Source organism: Streptomyces sp. NTH33, assembly GCF_003236365.1.
Classification (GTDB): Bacteria; Actinomycetota; Actinomycetes; order Streptomycetales; family Streptomycetaceae; genus Streptomyces.
On sequence record NZ_POTZ01000105.1, the window covers coordinates 1 to 17910 of the forward strand.

The window sequence follows — 17910 nt, forward strand, 5'->3', positions numbered from 1 at the left end:
GGCGGGGACGGTGCGGGGTCCGGACACGGCGTGCTCCCTGTGGCGGCGGCTCTCCGGGTTCAACGCCCGTCCGGCCGGCCGGTCACTCCGCGGCACCCTGTGCCGGGCGGGGACTCGTACCGCACGTGTACGGCCGACGGTGAGTGAATCATGCACAAACCGCCTGTATGGGGCAGCAACCATTGCGTCACGGGCGTCCGCTCGTGCATGCTCCGGTGAATCGCCACGGAGAGTGTGCGGGGCGGTCCAGGTTCCACAGGACACTGCAGGGCCTTAAGGAGGCGTGCCGCCGTACCCTTGGGGGTATGGGGACGGGAAGACGATTCCCGGACACCGCTCCGCCGCACACTGTCGTCCCCGACAAAGGATCACATCGCCGAGACAGCCATGGCCGGTCACGAATTCTTCGAACCCGCGGACCGCAAGCGACCGGTCGCCGACCCCACGGCGGCCGACCCCCTGGCGGCCGAAGAGTCACGCCATCCCTGTGATCCGGCGTTCCGGCACGGCGTCGTCGTCGGCTTCGACGGCTCCACCTCCAGCGAGCGCGCCCTCGCCTACGCGATCGGCATGGCGCGGCGCACCCACTCGGGGCTGATCATCGTGCACGTCGCCAACCGGCTGCCCACCACGGTGTGGGCCGGCTGCGAGCCGCCCGTCTTCGTCGACGTGCCGGACCACCGCACCGAGGTCCTCGGGCTCGAACTCGCCTGCGCGGACTACCTCGCGGAGGTGCCGTGGATCCTGGTCGAGCGCGGCGGCGACATCTGTCACGAACTCGAGGAGGTCGGCAAGGAGTACGCGGCGGACGCGATCGTGGTCGGCTCCACGCACGGGATCGTCGGCCGGCTGTTCGGCTCGGTCGCCGGGCGGCTCGCCAAGCGTGCGCGGCGGCCGGTGGTCGTCATCCCCTGAAAGGGGTGACGCCCCCCGCGTGATGGGGCACGCAGGGGGCGTTCTGTTTGTTCTGCCTGCGCGGGTGCTTTGTGGTTTCTCGCGCCCGCGCGGCGGAGCCGCATGTCGAGTGCAGCCCCGCGCCCCTTTCAGGGGCGCCTTACTCCACCGTCACCGACTTGGCGAGGTTCCTCGGCTTGTCGATGTCGCGGCCCAGGGCCAATGCCGTGTGGTAGGCGAGGAGTTGGAGCGGGATGCCCATGAGGATCGGGTCCAGCTCGTCCTCGTTCTTCGGGACGACGATCGTCTGGTCGGCCTTCTCCTGCTCCTGGTGGGCGACGGCGAGGATCCTGCCGCTGCGGGCCTTGATCTCCTCCATGGCCGCGCGGTTCTTCTCCAGCAGGTCGTCGTCCGGCACGATCGCGACCGTCGGCAGGGCGGGCTCGATCAGGGCCAGTGGGCCGTGCTTGAGCTCGGAGGCCGGGTAGGCCTCGGCGTGGATGTAGGAGATCTCCTTGAGCTTCAGGGAGGCCTCACGGGCCACCGGGTAGCCCCGGACACGGCCGATGAAGAGCATCGAGCGGGCGTCGGCGTACTGCTTGGCCAGCTCCTCGATCTCCTCCTCCTGCTTCAGGATCTCGGAGATCTGCGCCGGGAGCCTGCGCAGGCCCTCGATGATCCGCCTGCCGTCGCGCACCGACAGGTCGCGGATACGGCCCAGGTGCAGCGCCAGCAGCGCGAAGGCGACGCAGGTGTTGGTGAAGCACTTGGTGGACACCACGCACACCTCGGGGCCGGCGTGCACGTAGATGCCGCCGCCCGCCTCGCGGGCGATCGCGGAGCCGACCACGTTGACGACGCCGAGCACCCGCGCGCCCTTGCGCTTGAGCTCCTGCACGGCCGCCAGCACGTCGTACGTCTCGCCGGACTGCGAGACGGCGATGTACAGCGTGTCGGGGTCCACCACCGCGTTGCGGTACCGGAACTCGGAGGCCGGCTCGGCGTCGGCCGGGATGCGGGCCAGCTCCTCGATCATCTGGGCGCCGATCATGCCCGCGTGGTACGAGGTGCCGCAGCCCAGGATCTTCACCCGGCGCACCGCGCGCGCCTCGCGGATGTCGAGGTTGATGCCGCCGAGGTGCACGGTGGCGAACCGGTCGTCGATCCGGCCGCGCAGCACCCGGTCCACGGCCTCGACCTGCTCGTGGATCTCCTTGTGCATGTACGTGTCGTGGCCGCCCATGTCGTACGACTCGGCCTCCCACTCCACGGTGGTCGGCTCGGCGGTCGTCCGGGTGCCCTCGGTGGTGTACGTGCGGAAGTCGTCGGTCGTGAGGGTGGCCATCTCGCCGTCGCCGAGGGTGACTATCTGCCGGGTGTGGGTGACCAGCGCGGCGACGTCGGAGGCGACGAACATCTCCTTCTCGCCGATGCCGAGCACGACCGGCGAGCCGTTGCGGGCCACCACGATCCGGTCGGGGAAGTCGGTGTGCAGCACGGCGATGCCGTAGGTGCCCTCGACCAGGCGGACGGCCTGGCGGACCTTCTCCTCCAGCGTCCCGGCCTCGGAGCGGGCGACGAGGTGGGTGAGGACCTCGGTGTCGGTCTCGGAGAGGAACTCCACGCCGTCCGCCTCCAGCTTGCGGCGCAGGTCGGCGGCGTTGTCGATGATGCCGTTGTGCACGACGGCGACCTTGTTGTCGGCCGACATGTGCGGGTGGGCGTTCACGTCGGACGGGGCTCCGTGGGTGGCCCAGCGGGTGTGGGCGATGCCGGTGGTGCCCTTGAAGCGCGTCGGGACCTTCGCCTGCAGGTCCCGGACCCGGCCCTTGGCCTTGACCATCCTCAGGCCCGGTGCCTTCGGCGAGGTGACGACGATGCCCGCCGAGTCGTAGCCGCGGTACTCCAGGCGCTGCAGGCCCTCCAGGAGCAGCGGGGCGACGTCACGCTTCCCGATGTATCCGACGATTCCGCACATATATGGGGTATCCCTCAGCCGTAGACGATCCGCCGCAGCTGCCGGAGGGAGAGCTCCGGCGGCGCCACCGCGCGGTACTTCAGTTCCGCCTCGATCCGTTCGAAGATCTCCGCGTTCACCAGGCCCTGGGCCTGCAACTCGCGGTGGCGGCGACGGACGAACTCCTCGGTCGTCTCGTCGAAGTAGGCGAGCACGTCCTGGACCACCCGCAGTGCCTCGCCCCGGTTCAGGGGCGTGGACCGCGCTAGGTGATCAACAAGTTCGTCGTGCACCCCGAGGATTTTGGAGCACGGAGTCCGCTCGCGCAAGAATCCTGCCCGATTTCGGGCAGGATCCGACCCTGATGGCGCGTGAATCCCACCGCCCGCAGGTCGCTCTTCCGGATGATTTCCGCTACGAGGAGACTGCTTCACCCCGTCTGCGAGAGAGTGGTCCATACCATCGGGCCGGGACTCGCCGAGCCCCGGCCCCATCCGAGTGTGAAGGGAGCGCATGTGAGACGGCACCACAGAACGACTCCCCCTGCGATCCGTGCGATCAGTACGACCCGTGCGACCCGTACGACCCGTGCCACCCATGTGACCCGAATGACCCGAGCCCTGGGTTCGCTGCTGCTGGTGGCGGCGACCGGGGCTTTCGCCGTGGGCGCGGCGCCCGCCGGGCACGCGGGGACCCAGCGGGCCGTGAGCCCCCTGGACCAGGTGGTCCCCGCCCCCGCCTCCGTGACGGCCGGCAGGACCGCGTACCGCATCACCTCCGGCACCCACATCCGCGTCGACGACTCCCGCGAGGCCCGCCAGGTCGGCGCGTACCTCGCGGACCTCCTGCGCCCCTCGACCGGCTACCGCCTGCCCGTGACCACGCACGGTCAGGGAGGCATCCGGCTGCGGCTGGCCAAGGGCTCGTTCGGCGCCGAGGGCTACCGCCTCGACAGCGGCGCCCAGGGCGTGACCATCACCGCCCGGGAGCCGGCCGGGCTCTTCCACGGCGTGCAGACCCTGCGCCAGCTGCTGCCCGCCGCCGTCGAGAAGAAGTCCGTGCAGCCGGGGCCGTGGCCGGTCGCGGGCGGCACCGTCCAGGACAGCCCGCGCTACGCGTACCGCGGCGCCATGCTCGACGTCTCCCGGCACTTCTTCACCGTCGCCCAGGTCAAGCGCTACATCGACGAACTCGCCCTGTACAAGTACAACGCCCTGCACCTGCACCTCAGCGACGACCAGGGCTGGCGCATCGCCATCGACTCCTGGCCGCGCCTGGCCACCTACGGCGGCTCCACCCAGGTCGGCGGCGGCCAGGGCGGTTACTACACCAAGGCCGACTACAAGGAGATCGTCCGCTACGCCGCCTCCCGCCATCTGGAGGTCGTCCCCGAGATCGACATGCCCGGCCACACCAACGCGGCCCTGGCCTCCTACGCCGAGCTGAACTGCGACGGCGTGGCACCCCCGCTCTACACCGGCATCAACGTCGGCTTCAGCTCGCTGTGCGTGCACAAGGAGATCACGTACGACTTCGTGGACGACGTGATCCGCGAGCTGGCCGCCCTCACCCCCGGCCGCCACCTGCACATCGGCGGCGACGAGGCGCACTCCACCAGCCACGACGACTATGTGAAGTTCATGGACCGGGTGCAGCCGATCGTCGCCCGGTACGGCAAGACGGTGATCGGCTGGCACCAGCTGACCGGCGCCACCCCGGCCAAGGGCGCGCTCGTCCAGTACTGGGGCCTGGACTCCACCAGCGCCGCGGAGAAGGCCCAGGTCGCGCGGGCCGCACAGAACGGCACCGGGCTGATCATGTCCCCGGCCGACCGGGTGTACCTGGACATGAAGTACACCAAGGACACCCCGCTGGGGCTGGCCTGGGCCGGCTATGTCGAGGTGAAGCGGTCCTACGACTGGGACCCGGGCGGCCACCTGCCGGGCGTGCCCGCGTCCGCCGTACGCGGTGTCGAGGCCCCGCTGTGGTCGGAGACCCTGTCCACCTCCGCCCACATCGACACCATGGCCTTCCCCCGGCTGCCCGGCGTCGCCGAACTGGGCTGGTCGCCGGCGGCCACGCACGACTGGGACACCTACAAGGTGCGGCTCGCGGCCCAGGCGCCGCGCTGGGACGCGCTCGGGATCGGGTACCACCGGTCGCCGCAGGTGCCCTGGCCCGCCCAGTAGCGAACGTGCCGACGGGCACCCCGCAGGACCGTACTCCGGGGTGCCCGTCCGTCCGGGGCCGCCAGTCCGGGACCGCTCGTCCGGGGCCGTCCGTCCGGGTCAGAACTCCGCGAGGGGGTTCTTCAGGTTCCCCGCCAGCTGCAGCGCGCCCGACGGGTCCGCCAGGTCCACCATCTGCTGGTTGTCGCGCAACTGGAGCCGGTTGAGGCAGCTCAGCGCGAACTCGGGGGCGAACAGGTCGTACCGCCGGAACTTCCCGGCCAGTCCGGGCACCGACCGCTGGTACGCGCGGACCACCTCGGCGACCGTCCGCCAGAAGTCGTCCTCCGCCAGGATGTGCTCGGTGGCGAGCTGTGCGGCCAGGAAGCGGAAGAAGCAGTCGAAGACGTCCGTGAGGATCGACAGCAGCTTCTTGTCCTTCGGGACCTCCACCCGGATCCGCCGCACCTCGGGCGGCAGCGCGGCGTCCGGGTCCAGCACCGCGATCTCCTCGGCGATGTCCTTGTAGACCGCCCGCCGCACCACGCCGTCCTCCAGGACGAGGATCACGTTCTCGCCGTGCGGCATGAACACCAGGTCGTAGGCGTAGAAGCTGTGCAGGAGAGGCGTGAAGTAGGCCCGCAGGTAGTGCCGCAGCCACTGGGCGGGCGCCAGCCCGGAGCGTTCGATCAGCGCGCCCGCGAAGGACGCGCCCTCGTGGTCCACGTGGAGGAGGGACGCCATGGTGGCCAGGGACTCGCCCTCCCGGAGCGAGGGCACCGGGCTCTCCCGCCAGAGCGCGGCCAGCATCTTCCGGTACGGCGAGTGGCGGTCCGTGGCCGCCTCGTACTCCAGGTGGCGGTAGCCGACCGCCGCCCGCTCGCGGATGACCGTCAGGCCCGTCGACCTCAGCACCGGGTCGTCGTCGATCAGCCGGGCCAGCCAGTCGTTGATGGCCGGGGTGGCCTCCATGTAGGCGGCCGACAGCCCGCGCATGAAGCCCATGTTGAGGACGGAGAGGGCGGTCTTGACGTAGTGCTTCTCCGGGTGGGAGACGTTGAAGAAGGTCCGTATGGACTGCTGGGCCAGGTACGCGTCGTCGCCCTCGCCCAGACAGACCAGGTGGCGGCGGGCGATCTCGGCGGCGAAGGTGACGGTGAGCTTGTTCCACCACTGCCAGGGGTGGACGGGGACGAGGAGGTAGTCGGCGGGGTCCAGGCCCTGCTCGCGCAGTCGCTTCCCGAACCGTTCGACGGTCGCCCCGCCCAGCTCCTGGCGCAGGAAGGACTCGTACTCGATGCCGGCGCCCGCCGTGAACACCGCCCGTGAGCGGTGCGCGGCCAGCCACACCAGCCGGACGGGGCGCGCGGTCTCGGGGGCGTAGGAGAGGTACTCGTGGACGCCGAAGCCGAGCCGCCCGTTGTTGGCCACGAAGCAGGGGTGGCCCTCGGTCATGCCGGTCTCGATGTCCTGGAAGCCGCGACGCGCCAGCTCGGCGGAGGTCACCCGCGGCTTGGTGAGCTTGTAGCAGGTGCTCGCGAGGGTGGAGGAGATCTCCTCCAGGTAGACCGGCAGGATCTCGTCGCTCAGGCCCAGGGTCCGCTTCAGCTCGATGAAGAAGTCCAGGGCGGCGAGAGGGAGTTCGTCGCCGTCCCGGTGGCGGGAGAGGGACTCCGGGTCCACCTGCCAGTGGTCGAGGGCATGGCGGGTGGCGGTGAAGCGGTAGTGGGTCAGGCCGTCGTCGCCGCGGACGACGTAGTGGCCGCCGTCCCGCTCGGGCGTGATCAGCCGTTCGTGGGCGAACTCGGCGAGGGCCTTGCGTATCAGCAGGCGGCCCGCGGTCTCCCAGTGCCCGGGGGAGAGGTGGGCCACGGCGTCGGCGGGGGTCATGCGCGCACCGCCCTCTCGAACCGCTCCCGGGTGCAGAAGCTCAGCAGCGCCGTCTTCTCCGGCTTCCGGATCTCCCGCTCCGGTACGAAGCCGATGGCTTCGTTCAGGGCGTGTACGGCCGTGTTGCGCACGTCGGGTTCGACCACCACCCTTCTCGTCCCCGGGTCCGCGAAGAGGTGGGTCAGCACGGCGGTGATCACGGCCCGGGTGAACCCGTGCACGGGTGTGTCGGTGGGTGCGACCAGGAAGTGCATGCCGACGTCGCCCGGCTCGGGCTCGTACAGCCCGGCCAGCTCCCGGTGGGCGGGGTCGTACCGCTCCATCAGGAAGGCGGGCTCCCCGTCGTGCAGGCCGAGGAACGCGTGGTGGTGCTCGTCGGCGGCGATCTTGGCATAGGCGCGCTCGACGTCCTCCAGGCTCGCGTCCCACATCATCCAGAACCCGGCCTTGGGGTGCGTGACCCAGCCGTGCAGCAGCTCGGCGTCCTTCAGCGGGTCGAGCGGACGGATCGTGAAGGTCGTCATACCGCGAACTCCTGGAATGCGATGGACTTCTCGACCGGGTAGTACTCGGTGCCGAGCAGCTCCCGGATGATGCAGCTGTTGCGGTACGCGCCCATGCCCAGGTCGGGGCTGGTGACGCTGTGGGTGTGCACGCCGGCGTTCTGGAGGAAGACGCCCCGGCCGGTGACGTCGACGGCGTAGTTGCGGGCGATGTCGAAGTTGCCGTGGGAGTCGTAGCGCAGGCGGTCGCGGACCGGCCGCAGGAACTCCGGTTCGGCGTACCGGTAGCCGGTCGCCAGGATCAGGCCCTCGCTGCGCAGCTCGAAGTCCTTGCCCTGCTCCTCCTGGCGGAAGGTGAGGGTGTACGTGCCGTCGTCGTACGCCGCCTCGGTGAGCGCGGAGTTGGTGAGCAGGCGGGTGGGGACCGGGCCGGCGAGGTTCTTCCGGTAGAGCAGGTCGAAGATGTCGTTGATCAGGTCGCCGTCGATGCCCTTGAACAGGCCCTTGTGTTGTTCGGTGAGGCGGTAGCGGGTCGGCTCCGGCAGCGCGTGGTAGTAGTCGATGTACTCCGGGGAGGTCATCTCCAGGGTGAGCTTGGTGTACTCCAGCGGGAAGAAGCGCGGGGAGCGGGTGACCCAGTTCAGCCGGTAGCCGTGGACGTCGATCCCGCCGAGCAGGTCGTGGTAGATCTCGGCGGCGGACTGGCCGCTGCCGACCAGGGTGATCGACTCCTTGCGCTGGAGCCGTGCCCTGTGCTCCCGGTAGCGGGAGGTGTGGACGAAGTCGCCGCCCAGGCCGCGGCAGGCGTCCGGGAGGTGCGGCGGGGTGCCGGTGCCGAGGACCAGCCTGCGGGCGCGGTAGGTCGCCCCGGTGTGCGTCCGTACGGCGTACAGCTCGTCCGTCTCGTCGTACGTCACCTCGGTCACGGTCGTGCCGAAGCGGACGCTGCTCAGCCCGGCCGCCGCCCAGCGGCAGTAGTCGTCGTACTCGACCCGGAGGGGGTAGAAGTTCTCGCGGATGTAGAACGAGTACAGACGGCCCTTCTCCTTCAGGTAGTTGAGGAAGGAGTACGGGGACGTCGGGTCGGCCAGGGTCACCAGGTCCGACAGGAACGGGGTCTGCAGATGGGCGCCGTCGAGGAACATCCCCGAGTGCCACTCGAAGCCGGGCCTGGACTCCAGGAAGACCCCGTCGAGTCCGGTGATCGGCTCGGTGAGGCAGGCGAGGCCGAGGTTGAAGGGGCCGAGCCCGATCCCCACGAAGTCGTAAGGGGAGGTGGGGACTTCAGGACGCACGGTCAAGGGACTCTCCCAGGTACTGCTCGGCGTGGCCGGCGATCAGGTCGAGGACGGCGGCGAGGTCGTCCGGCTTCGTCTCGGGGTTGAGCAGGGTGAACTTCAGGTAGTGGCGGCCGGCGACCGTGGTGCCCGCGACCACGGCGTCGCCGGAGGCGAACAGGGCCTTGCGGGCGTGGAGGTTGGCACGGTCGGTCTCGGCCGGGTCGGTGACGGCGGCCGGGACGTAGCGGAAGACCAGGGTGGACAGGGCCGGTTCGGCCACCACGTCGTAGCGCGGGTCGGCGGCGAGCAGCCGGAAGCCCTCGGCCGCCAGGTCGCACACCTCGTCGAAGAGCCGGCCGATCCCGTCGGCGCCCATCACGCGCAGTGTCATCCACAGTTTGAGGGCGTCGAAGCGGCGGGTGGTCTGCAGGGACTTGTCGACCTGGTTGGGGATGCGCTCGGTCGCCGCGCGGCGCGGGTTGAGGTAGTCCGCGTGGTAGGTGGCGTGCCGCAGGGTGGCGGCGTCCCGGACCAGCACGGCGGACGAACTGACCGGCTGGAAGAAGGATTTGTGGTAGTCGACGGTGACCGAGTCGGCGTGTTCGATGCCGGCGAGCAGGTGGCGGCGGGTGGGGGAGACCAGCAGGCCGCAGCCGTAGGCCGCGTCGACGTGCAGCCAGGTGCCGTACCGCGCGCACAGCTCGGCGATCTCGGGCAGCGGGTCGATGGAGCCGAAGTCGGTGGTGCCGGCGGTGGCGACCACGGCCATCGGGACCAGGCCGTCGCGGCGGCAGCGCTCCAGTTCACGGGCGAGTGCGACCGTCCGCATCCGCTGGTCGTGGTCGACGGGCACGGGGACCACCGACTCGGGGCCCAGACCCAGCAGTTTCGCCGACTTCCGCACGCTGAAGTGGCTGATCTCGGACGTGAGGATCCGCAGCCTCGCGAGGTCGTCCGTCTTGGCCTCCTCACGGGCGAGCAGCAGCGCCTGGAGGTTGGACTGGGTGCCGCCGGAGGTGAACACGCCGTCGGCGGCGGGGCCGAGGCCGGCGCGGGCGGCCGTCCAGTCGATGAGCCTGCGCTCGATCAGGGTGCCGCCGGCCGACTGGTCCCAGGTGTCCAGCGAGGAGTTGACGGCGGACAGGACGGCCTCGCCGAGCACCGCGGGGATGACGACCGGGCAGTTGAGGTGGGCGACGTAGCGGGGGTGGTGGAAGTAGACCGCGTCCCGCAGGTAGACCTCCTCCAGCTCGTCGAGGGCCGCGGTGGTGTCGCCCAGCGGCCGGTCGAGGTCGATCCGCTCGATGCGGGGGGCGAGGGCGTCGGCCGTGATCCCGGTGAACGGGCGGTCGGTGGCGGCGAGCCTGGCAGCCACCCGCTCCACTCCTTCTTTCACGGAGCGTCGGTAGTGCTCCGCGGTGAGGTCATTGAGCAGGTGTGAGCGCATGGGGGGACCTCCGGTGGGTGGGGACGTCCGTGGGGACGCGATGAGGGGCGGAGCCGCGCGACATCAACTTAAGTTAGCCTAACCTAAGTTGAGCTTCGGTGAAACGCCGCCCCTCCTCCGGCCGGTGTCACTCCACCGCGCCGAGCCGGCCCTCCCCGTGAGGGGTCAGCTCACCTTCCTGGCCGTCTCGATGGCCTTCGCCAGGTCCTCCAGGAGCGGGGCGCACTTGTCGTAGGACAGGATCGGCTCGGCGGTGCGCGGGACGACCTGGCCGGCCTTGACGGCGGGGAGCTTCTTCCAGGTGGCCTGGGTGATGTCGGCGGGCTGGATGGCCGAGGTGCGGTTGTCCATCATGATGACGTCCGCCGCGTACTTGTCGGCGTTCTCCCAGCTCAGCGACTCGAACCAGCCGCCGCCCTGCTTCTTGGCGCTCTCCGGGGGCTCGACGAGGTTCACGCCGAGGGCCTTGAAGTACTCCAGGTCGACCGAGAGGTCGCTGCCGGAGACGTAGAACAGGTCCTGGCCGGCCGACCCCGCCATCACCTTGATGTCCGGCTTGGCCCTGGCGGCGGCGCGCAGCCGGGCGGCCGCTTCTTCGAAACGCTTCTTCGCCTGCCTGACCTTGTCGGTGGTGGCGTCCGCGCCGAGGGACTTCGCGAGCGCCAGCATGCGCTCCAGCGGCTCGGTCAGCTGCCGGTCGTAGACGGAGATGCCGACGGTGGGGGCGCCGACGGCGAGGATCTTCTTCTTCGACTCCTCCGGGACGTACCAGAGGGTGCCGGCGTCGTCGAACATCGTCGAGATCAGGGCGTCGGGGGCGAGGGCCGCGTACTTCTCGATGTTGAACTGGCCCCACGCGTTGCCGAGGACCGTCACCTTGCTGACGTCCATGTCGCCGGCCTGGACGTCGGCCTTGCCGTCCTTGGTCGTCGTCGGGCCGAAGACGCCCTCGACCCGGACGCCGTAGTCGTACAGCGCGGCGGCCACGCCGACGAAGGCCACGATGCGCGAGGGGACTCTGCCGGCCTTGACGGACTGTCCCCGGTCGTCCTCGAAGGACCAGGGGCCGGTCTTGGCGGCGGCCGTTCCGCCGCCCGTCCCACCGCTTTTCGCGTCCTCGCCGCCGCAGGCTGCGAGCACGGCGCCGAGGCCGAGGGCGCCGCCCGCGGCGAGGATGCCGCGGCGGGAGAGGGTGGTGGCACGGGCGTTGGGCATGGGTGTGACTGCTTTCGAACGGGGCGGGGCGCCCGCCGGACAGGTTCAAAGGTAGGTTAGCCTAACCTAAGTCGCTGTCCAGGGGGTGGGGCGCCGCGCCCGCGCCCGGAAGGCGTCAGCCCGTCAGGCCCAGCTCCCTCGCGATCAGCATCCGCTGCACCTCGCTCGTGCCCTCGCCGATCTCCAGGATCTTGGAGTCGCGCCACATCCGGGCGACCGGGTACTCGTTCATGAAGCCGTAGCCGCCGTGGACCTGGGTGGCGTCACGGGCGTTGTCGACGGCGACCGTGGAGGAGTAGAGCTTCGCGAGGGCCGCCTCCTTCTTGAAGGGTTCGCCCGCGACCAGCCGGTAGGCCGCGTCGCGCCAGGCGAGGCGGGCCGTGTGGGCCTTCATCTCCATGTCGGCGATCTTGAACTGGATGGCCTGGTTGGAGCCGATCGGCCTGCCGAACGCGTGGCGCTCCTTGGCGTACTTCACCGACTCGTCCACGCAGCCCTGCGCGAGCCCCGTCGCCAGCGCCGCGATGGCGATGCGGCCCTCGTCCAGGATCCGCAGGAACTGCGCGTAGCCGCGGCCCTCCTCGCCCAGCAGGTTCGCCGCCGGCACCCGGACGTCGGAGAAGGACAGCTCACGGGTGTCCGAGGCGTTCCAGCCGACCTTCGAGTAGGCGGGCGCCACCGTGAAGCCGGGCGTGCCCGAGGGGACGATGATCGCGGAGATCAGCGGGCGGCCGTCGGGCTTGCGGCCGGTCACCGCCGTCACCGTCACCAGGCCCGTGATGTCCGTGCCCGAGTTGGTGATGAAGCACTTGGTGCCGTTGATCACCCACTCGTTCGTGTCCGCGTCCAGGCGGGCCGTCGTACGGGTCGCCCCCGCGTCCGAGCCGCCGTCCGGCTCCGTCAGACCGAAGGCGCCCAGCATCTCGCCGGAGCACAGCTTCGGCAGCCACTGCCGCTTCTGCTCCTCGGTGCCGAACAGGTGCAGCGGCATGGCGCCGAGCGACACACCGGCCTCCAGGGTGATGGCGACCGAGGAGTCCACCCGGGCCAGCTCCTCCAGCGCGATGCCGAGGGCCAGGTAGTCGCCGCCCATGCCGCCGTACTCCTCCGGGAACGGCAGCCCGAACAGGCCCATCCGGCCCATCTCCCGGACGATCTCGTACGGGAACTCGTGCCGCTCGTAGAAGTCGCCGATCTTGGGAGCCACGACGTCGTGCGCGAACTCCTCGACGGTGCGGCGGAGTTCCTCCAGCTCGGGGGTCAGACGGTGGTTCATCGACGATCACTGCTCCTTGTGGGAGAGGGCACGGAGGGTACGGGAAGGGCTGGGACGGCCCAGCCGGTCGGCCATCCACTCGCTCGTGGCGACGAGGCGGCCGAGGTCGATCCCGGTGTCGATGCCGAGGCCGTGCAGCATCCACACCAGGTCCTCGGTGGCGAGGTTGCCGGTGGCGGACTTGGCGTACGGGCAGCCGCCGAGGCCGCCCGCGGAGGCGTCGACGGTGGTGACGCCGTGCTGGAGCGCGGCCAGGGTGTTGGCGAGGGCCTGGCCGTAGGTGTCGTGGAAGTGCACGCCGAGCACGGAGGTCGGCACGTGCCGCTCGCCCAGCGCGGCCAGCAGTTCCAGCACGTGACCGGGGGTCGCGACACCGATCGTGTCCCCGAGGCTCAGCTCGTCGCAGCCCATGTCCAGCAGCGCCCTGCACACGTCGACGACCTGGTGGAGGGGGACGGCGCCCTCCCAGGGGTCGCCGAAGCACATGGAGACATAGCCGCGGACGTGGGCGCCCTCGTCCTTCGCACGGGCCACCACGGGCTCGAACACCGCGAGGGACTCCGCCACCGTGCGGTTGAGGTTGGCCTTGGCGAAGGACTCGGTGGCGCTGGCGAACACGGCGATGCGGTCCCCTCCGAGGGCGAGCGCGCGCTCCAGGCCGCGCATGTTGGGCACCAGGACCGGCAGACGCACCCCTTCCAGATCCTTGACCTGCGGGAACAGCGCTTCCGCGTCGGTCAGTTGGGGCACCCATTTCGGGTGGACGAAGCTGGTGGCCTCGACCGTCCTCAGGCCCGCGTCGGCGAGGCGGCGGATGAACTCCGCCTTGACCTCGGTCGGCACGGTCGCCTTCTCGTTCTGCAGTCCGTCGCGCGGGCCGACCTCGTGGATCCTGACCCGGGCGGGCAGGTCGGGGGCCGGGACGACCATGGGCAGGCCGAGTGCGGGAGTGCTCATTCCGTCTCCTCCTCCGGTGCGGTCTCCGCGGGCGCGATGACCGCCAGCACCTGGTCCATGGCGACCGTCGTGCCCGGCGCGACGTCCAGTTCGGTGACGGTGCCGGCGTGCGGGGCGGAGATGACGTGCTCCATCTTCATCGCCTCGACCACCAGCAGGCTCTGGCCCGCGGCCACCTCGTCGCCGACGGCGACCTTCACCACCGTGACCGTGCCCGGCATGGGGGCGGTGAGGGAGTCGGCGCCGGAGTGGGACGCGCGGTTGAGGGAGGCGGCCACCGGGTCGTGGTCGCGCACGTGCCAGGCGTCGCCGTCGCGGCCCAGCCAGGTGCCGTCCGGCAGGGCGGCGAAGGTGTGCACGACACCGTCGAGCCGGAAGGTGAACCGGCCGTCGTCCCCGGCTCGCGGGGGCAGGCCCCCGGACCCCCGACGAGGCCTGTCGGCCCCATCCGGCAGCACCTCGATCCCGCCGTCCGGCATGCTGCGCACGCGCACGGTGACCGGTTCGTGCCCCGGCACGCGCAGAGGGTGGACCGTCCAGGCCGACTCGCCGCCCAGGCGCCAGCCGTCCGCGACGGAGAACGGGTCCACCCAGCCGGTCGCGCGAGCGGGGCCGAGCGCCGCCTGGCGCAGCAGCGCCGCCGCCGTGTACACCTCCTCCGGCACGTCCGTGGCGACCAGCTCGTCGACCACCCGCTCCACCAGCCCGGTGTCCAGCTCGCCCGCCACCACGGCCGGGTGGGCCAGCAGCCGGCGCAGGAACCCGGCGTTGGTCTGCACGCCCAGCGTGACCGTGCGGGTCAGGGCCGCACGGAGTTTCCTGAGCGCGGTGGCGCGGTCCGGGCCGTAGGCGATCACCTTGGACAGCATCGGGTCGTACAGGCTGCCGACCTCCGTGCCCTCGCTCAGCCCGGAGTCGGTGCGCACCCCGTCCCCCTGCGGCTCGCGCAGCCGCAGCACGGTGCCGCCCGAGGGCAGGAACCCGCGCGCCGGGTCCTCCGCGCACAGGCGGGCCTCGACGGCGTGACCGGTCAGCCGGATGTCCTCCTGGGCGAACGCCAGCGGCTCGCCCGCCGCCACCCGCAGCTGCCACTCCACCAGGTCCAGCCCCGTGATCAGCTCGGTGACCGGGTGCTCCACCTGGAGGCGGGTGTTCATCTCCATGAAGTAGTACGCGGTCGGGTCCCCGCCGGGCACGATGAACTCCACCGTGCCCGCGCCCCGGTAGCCGCAGGAGCGGGCGGCCTGGACCGCGGCCTCGCCCATCGCGGCCCGGGTCTCCTCGTCGAGGAGCACGCTCGGCGCCTCCTCGATGATCTTCTGGTGGCGGCGCTGGAGTGAGCACTCGCGCTCGCCGAGGTGCACGACGTTGCCGTGGCCGTCGGCCAGGACCTGGATCTCGATGTGCCGGGGCCGGTCGATCCAGCGCTCGACGAGGAGGGTGTCGTCGCCGAAGGAGGCGCGGGCCTCGCGGCGGGCGGCGGCGATCTCCTCGGCGATCCGGTCCGCGTCCCGCACCAGCCGCATGCCCTTGCCGCCGCCTCCGGCGGAGGGTTTGAGCAGCACCGGCATGCCGATCTCGCGGGCGGCCTCGGCGAGCTGCTCGTCGGTCAGCCCGGAGCCGCTGGAACCGGGGACCACCGGCACCCCGGCCGCCTTCACCGTCTCCTTGGCGCGGATCTTGTCACCCATGAGGGAGATCGCGTCCGCGGGAGGGCCGATGAAGACCAGCCCGGCCTCCTCGCAGGCGCGCGCGAAGCCGGCGTTCTCCGCGAGGAAGCCGTACCCGGGGTGGACGGCCTGGGCGCCGGTGCGGGCGGCGGCCTCCAGCAACCGGTCGACGCACAGGTAGCTCTCGGCCGCGGGCGCCGGGCCGATCCGTACCGCCGTGTCGGCCTCCCGGACGTGCCGGGCGTCCGCGTCGGCGTCGGAGAAGACGGCCACCGAGCGCACGCCGAGCGCGCGCAGGGTGCGGATGACGCGGACGGCGATCTCGCCGCGGTTGGCCACCAGAACTGTTTCGAACATCTCTACGAGCTCCCCCTCACATCCGGAAGACGCCGAACTGGGGGTCGCCCAGCGGAGCGTTGGCACACGCGGTCAGGGCCAGGCCCAGCACCTGGCGGGTTTCCAGCGGGTCGATCACGCCGTCGTCCCAGAGGCGGGCGGTGGCGTAGTAGGCGTTGCCCTGGTGCTCGTACTGGGCGCGGACGGGCGCCTTGAAGGACTCCTCGTCCTCGGCGGGCCACTGCTCCCCACGGGCCTCGAGCTGGTCGCGCTTGACGGTGGCGAGGACGGAGGCGGCCTGCTCGCCGCCCATGACCGAGATCTTGGCGTTCGGCCACATCCACAGGAAGCGCGGGGAGTACGCCCTGCCGCACATGGAGTAGTTCCCCGCGCCGTACGACCCGCCGACGACCACCGTCAGCTTGGGCACGCGTGTGCAGGCGACGGCCGTGACCATCTTGGCGCCGTGCTTGGCGATGCCGCCCGCCTCGTAGTCCCTGCCCACCATGAAGCCGGAGATGTTCTGCAGGAACAGCAGCGGGATGCCGCGCTGGTCGCACAGCTCGATGAAGTGGGCGCCCTTCTGGGCGGACTCGGAGAACAGGATGCCGTTGTTGGCGACGATCCCGACCGGGTGGCCGTGGATCCGGGCGAAGCCGGTGACCAGGGTCTGCCCGAACTCGGCCTTGAACTCGGCGAAGCGGGAGCCGTCCACCACGCGCGCGATGATCTCGCGGACGTCGTAGGGGGTGCGGGGGTCGGCCGGGACGGCGCCGTAGAGCCCGGCGGGGTCGACCTTCGGCTCGACGGCCTCGGTGACCTCCCAGGGCAGCTTCCCGCGCGCGGGGAGGGTGGAGACGATGGTGCGGACGATCCGCAGGGCGTGGGCGTCGTCCTCCGCGAGGTGGTCGGTGACGCCGGAGACGCGGGAGTGCACCTCGCCGCCGCCCAGCTCCTCGGCGGTGACGACCTCGCCGGTGGCCGCCTTCACCAGCGGGGGCCCGCCCAGGAAGATCGTGCCCTGGTTGCGGACGATCACGGCCTCGTCGCTCATCGCCGGGACGTACGCCCCGCCGGCCGTGCAGGAGCCGAGGACCGCCGCGATCTGCGGGATGCCGGCGCCGGACATGCGGGCCTGGTTGTAGAAGATCCGGCCGAAGTGCTCACGGTCGGGGAAGACCTCGTCCTGCAGGGGCAGGAAGGCGCCGCCGGAGTCGACCAGGTACAGGCACGGGAGGCGGTTCTCCAGGGCCACCTCCTGCGCGCGCAGGTGCTTCTTCACCGTCATCGGGTAGTACGTCCCACCCTTGACGGTGGCGTCGTTGGCGACGATCACGCACTCGCGTCCGCCGACCCTGCCGATCCCGGCGATGACCCCGGCGGCCGGGGCCTGCCCGTCGTACATCCCGTCGGCGGCCAGCGGCGCCAGCTCCAGGAAGGGCGAGCCGGGGTCGAGCAGCGTGTCCACGCGGTCGCGCGGCAGCAGCTTTCCGCGCGCGGTGTGCCGCGCCCTCGCCCTCTCGCCGCCGCCGAGCCGGGCGGCGGCGAGCTTGCCGCGCAGCTCCTCGGCGAGCGCGCGGTGAGCCTCCTCGTTGGCCCGCCAGGCCTCCGACGCGGGGTCGGCCGCGCTCGTCAGCTCCGGTGCCTGATGCATCCTGCGGTCCCCTTACGTGTTAATGACCGTTAACGCATTCCCTCCAGGTTAACGACCGCTAACCTCGCTGTCTAGAATTGTTTTCATGACCACGCGAACCGACGCCCCCACCCGACGCGAGCAGATCCTCAAGGAGGCCGCGCGGCTCTTCGCCGAGCGCGGCTTCCACGGCGTCGGCGTCGACGAGATAGGCGCCGCGGTGGGCATCAGCGGACCGGGGCTCTACCGGCACTTCGCGGGCAAGGACGCGATGCTCGCGGAGCTGCTGGTCGGCATCAGCGGACAGTTGCTGACGGGGGCGAAGCGGCGGCTGGCGGAGGCGGACGGGGGTGCCGGTCCGGACGGTCCGGAGGCCGTGCTCGACTCCCTCATCGAGGGGCACATCGACTTCGCGCTCGACGACCGTCCGCTCATCACCCTGCACGACCGGGAGCTGGACCGCCTGCGGGACAGTGACCGGAAGCTGGTGCGGCAGCTCCAGCGGCAGTACGTGGAGTTGTGGGTGGAGGTGGTCCGGCGGGTGCATCCGGAGCTTTCGGAGCCGGCCGCGCGGTCGGCCGTCCACTCGGTGTTCGGACTGCTGAACTCGACCCCCCACCTGGGGCGGGCCGGCTCGCTGCCGGGGCGGGGCGCCACGGCGGAGCTGCTGCACCGGATGGCCCG

Annotated in this window: 14 protein-coding genes; 3 read left to right on the forward strand and 11 right to left on the reverse strand. The window is 71.1% G+C overall.

Annotation, left to right across the window (positions count from 1 at the left end; genetic code table 11):
- Window positions 1–387 precede the first annotated feature (387 nt).
- A complete protein-coding gene (locus C1I97_RS13265) occupies window positions 388–915 on the forward strand; it encodes a universal stress protein (protein ID WP_111003414.1) in 528 nt (175 codons plus the stop codon).
- Between the two features lie 139 nt (window positions 916–1054).
- On the opposite strand, the gene glmS is transcribed toward C1I97_RS13265, so the two are convergent.
- Both glmS and C1I97_RS13275 read right to left on the reverse strand, forming a co-directional pair.
- Window positions 1055–2872, reverse strand: coding sequence for a glutamine--fructose-6-phosphate transaminase (isomerizing) (glmS, locus tag C1I97_RS13270; RefSeq protein WP_111003415.1), 1818 nt, complete (start codon window positions 2870–2872; stop codon window positions 1055–1057).
- A gap of 14 nt (window positions 2873–2886) precedes the next feature.
- The gene (locus C1I97_RS13275) at window positions 2887–3144 is read right to left on the reverse strand and encodes a hypothetical protein (protein WP_111003416.1); all 258 of its coding nucleotides are present in this window, start codon (window positions 3142–3144) and stop codon (window positions 2887–2889) included.
- 222 nt (window positions 3145–3366) lie between these two features.
- Here C1I97_RS13275 and C1I97_RS13280 point away from each other — a divergent pair, with 222 nt between their 5' ends.
- Window positions 3367–5040: a beta-N-acetylhexosaminidase gene (locus tag C1I97_RS13280; protein ID WP_441349111.1), complete on the forward strand. Its 1674-nt coding sequence runs from the start codon at window positions 3367–3369 to the stop codon at window positions 5038–5040.
- 99 nt (window positions 5041–5139) lie between these two features.
- On the opposite strand, the gene C1I97_RS13285 is transcribed toward C1I97_RS13280, so the two are convergent.
- The 9 genes from C1I97_RS13285 to C1I97_RS13325 form a co-directional block, all read right to left on the reverse strand.
- Complete coding sequence (locus C1I97_RS13285) at window positions 5140–6909, reverse strand: IucA/IucC family protein (RefSeq protein ID WP_111003418.1); 1770 nt, start codon at window positions 6907–6909, stop codon at window positions 5140–5142.
- Window positions 6906–7433, reverse strand: coding sequence for a GNAT family N-acetyltransferase (locus C1I97_RS13290; RefSeq protein WP_111003419.1), 528 nt, complete (start codon window positions 7431–7433; stop codon window positions 6906–6908). Before C1I97_RS13290 ends, C1I97_RS13285 begins: the two co-directional genes overlap by 4 nt.
- Window positions 7430–8713 carry a lysine N(6)-hydroxylase/L-ornithine N(5)-oxygenase family protein gene (locus C1I97_RS13295; protein WP_181446710.1) on the reverse strand — a complete coding sequence of 428 codons (1284 nt, stop codon included), beginning with the start codon at window positions 8711–8713 and terminating at the stop codon, window positions 7430–7432. The genes C1I97_RS13290 and C1I97_RS13295 overlap by 4 nt, the downstream gene beginning before the upstream one ends.
- Window positions 8697–10139, reverse strand: a complete 1443-nt coding sequence (locus C1I97_RS13300) for a pyridoxal phosphate-dependent decarboxylase family protein (RefSeq protein WP_111003421.1) — start codon at window positions 10137–10139, stop codon at window positions 8697–8699. The genes C1I97_RS13295 and C1I97_RS13300 overlap by 17 nt, the downstream gene beginning before the upstream one ends.
- Window positions 10140–10304: 165 nt before the next feature.
- Window positions 10305–11354, reverse strand: coding sequence for an ABC transporter substrate-binding protein (locus C1I97_RS13305; protein ID WP_111003422.1), 1050 nt, complete (start codon window positions 11352–11354; stop codon window positions 10305–10307).
- A 115-nt stretch (window positions 11355–11469) separates the two neighbouring features.
- Window positions 11470–12630, reverse strand: a complete 1161-nt coding sequence (locus C1I97_RS13310; RefSeq protein ID WP_111003423.1) for an acyl-CoA dehydrogenase family protein — start codon at window positions 12628–12630, stop codon at window positions 11470–11472.
- 6 nt (window positions 12631–12636) lie between these two features.
- Window positions 12637–13587, reverse strand: a complete 951-nt coding sequence (locus C1I97_RS13315) for a hydroxymethylglutaryl-CoA lyase (protein ID WP_111003424.1) — start codon at window positions 13585–13587, stop codon at window positions 12637–12639.
- Window positions 13584–15614: an acetyl/propionyl/methylcrotonyl-CoA carboxylase subunit alpha gene (locus tag C1I97_RS13320; RefSeq protein ID WP_111003425.1), complete on the reverse strand. Its 2031-nt coding sequence runs from the start codon at window positions 15612–15614 to the stop codon at window positions 13584–13586. Before C1I97_RS13320 ends, C1I97_RS13315 begins: the two co-directional genes overlap by 4 nt.
- A gap of 16 nt (window positions 15615–15630) precedes the next feature.
- Window positions 15631–17247 (reverse strand): carboxyl transferase domain-containing protein, encoded by a 1617-nt coding sequence (locus C1I97_RS13325; protein ID WP_111003426.1) that lies wholly within the window; start codon window positions 17245–17247, stop codon window positions 15631–15633.
- 85 nt (window positions 17248–17332) lie between these two features.
- On the opposite strand from C1I97_RS13325, the gene C1I97_RS13330 reads away from it, so the two are divergent.
- On the forward strand, window positions 17333–17910 hold a 578-nt coding region (locus tag C1I97_RS13330; RefSeq protein WP_111003427.1), incomplete at its 3' end, for an SACE_7040 family transcriptional regulator.

Excerpts from the sequence above, each read along its gene's own strand:
- C1I97_RS13265 (WP_111003414.1), top strand. The coding sequence starts at position 388 with ATGGCCGGTCACGAATTCTTCGAACCCGCGGACCGCAAGCGACCGGTC.
- glmS (WP_111003415.1), bottom strand. The coding sequence starts at position 2,872 with ATGTGCGGAATCGTCGGATACATCGGGAAGCGTGACGTCGCCCCGCTG.
- C1I97_RS13285 (WP_111003418.1), bottom strand. The coding sequence starts at position 6,909 with ATGACCCCCGCCGACGCCGTGGCCCACCTCTCCCCCGGGCACTGGGAG.
- C1I97_RS13290 (WP_111003419.1), bottom strand. The coding sequence starts at position 7,433 with ATGACGACCTTCACGATCCGTCCGCTCGACCCGCTGAAGGACGCCGAG.
- C1I97_RS13300 (WP_111003421.1), bottom strand. The coding sequence starts at position 10,139 with ATGCGCTCACACCTGCTCAATGACCTCACCGCGGAGCACTACCGACGC.
- C1I97_RS13305 (WP_111003422.1), bottom strand. The coding sequence starts at position 11,354 with ATGCCCAACGCCCGTGCCACCACCCTCTCCCGCCGCGGCATCCTCGCC.
- C1I97_RS13310 (WP_111003423.1), bottom strand. The coding sequence starts at position 12,630 with ATGAACCACCGTCTGACCCCCGAGCTGGAGGAACTCCGCCGCACCGTC.
- C1I97_RS13315 (WP_111003424.1), bottom strand. The coding sequence starts at position 13,587 with ATGAGCACTCCCGCACTCGGCCTGCCCATGGTCGTCCCGGCCCCCGAC.
- C1I97_RS13320 (WP_111003425.1), bottom strand. The coding sequence starts at position 15,614 with ATGTTCGAAACAGTTCTGGTGGCCAACCGCGGCGAGATCGCCGTCCGC.
- C1I97_RS13325 (WP_111003426.1), bottom strand. The coding sequence starts at position 17,247 with ATGCATCAGGCACCGGAGCTGACGAGCGCGGCCGACCCCGCGTCGGAG.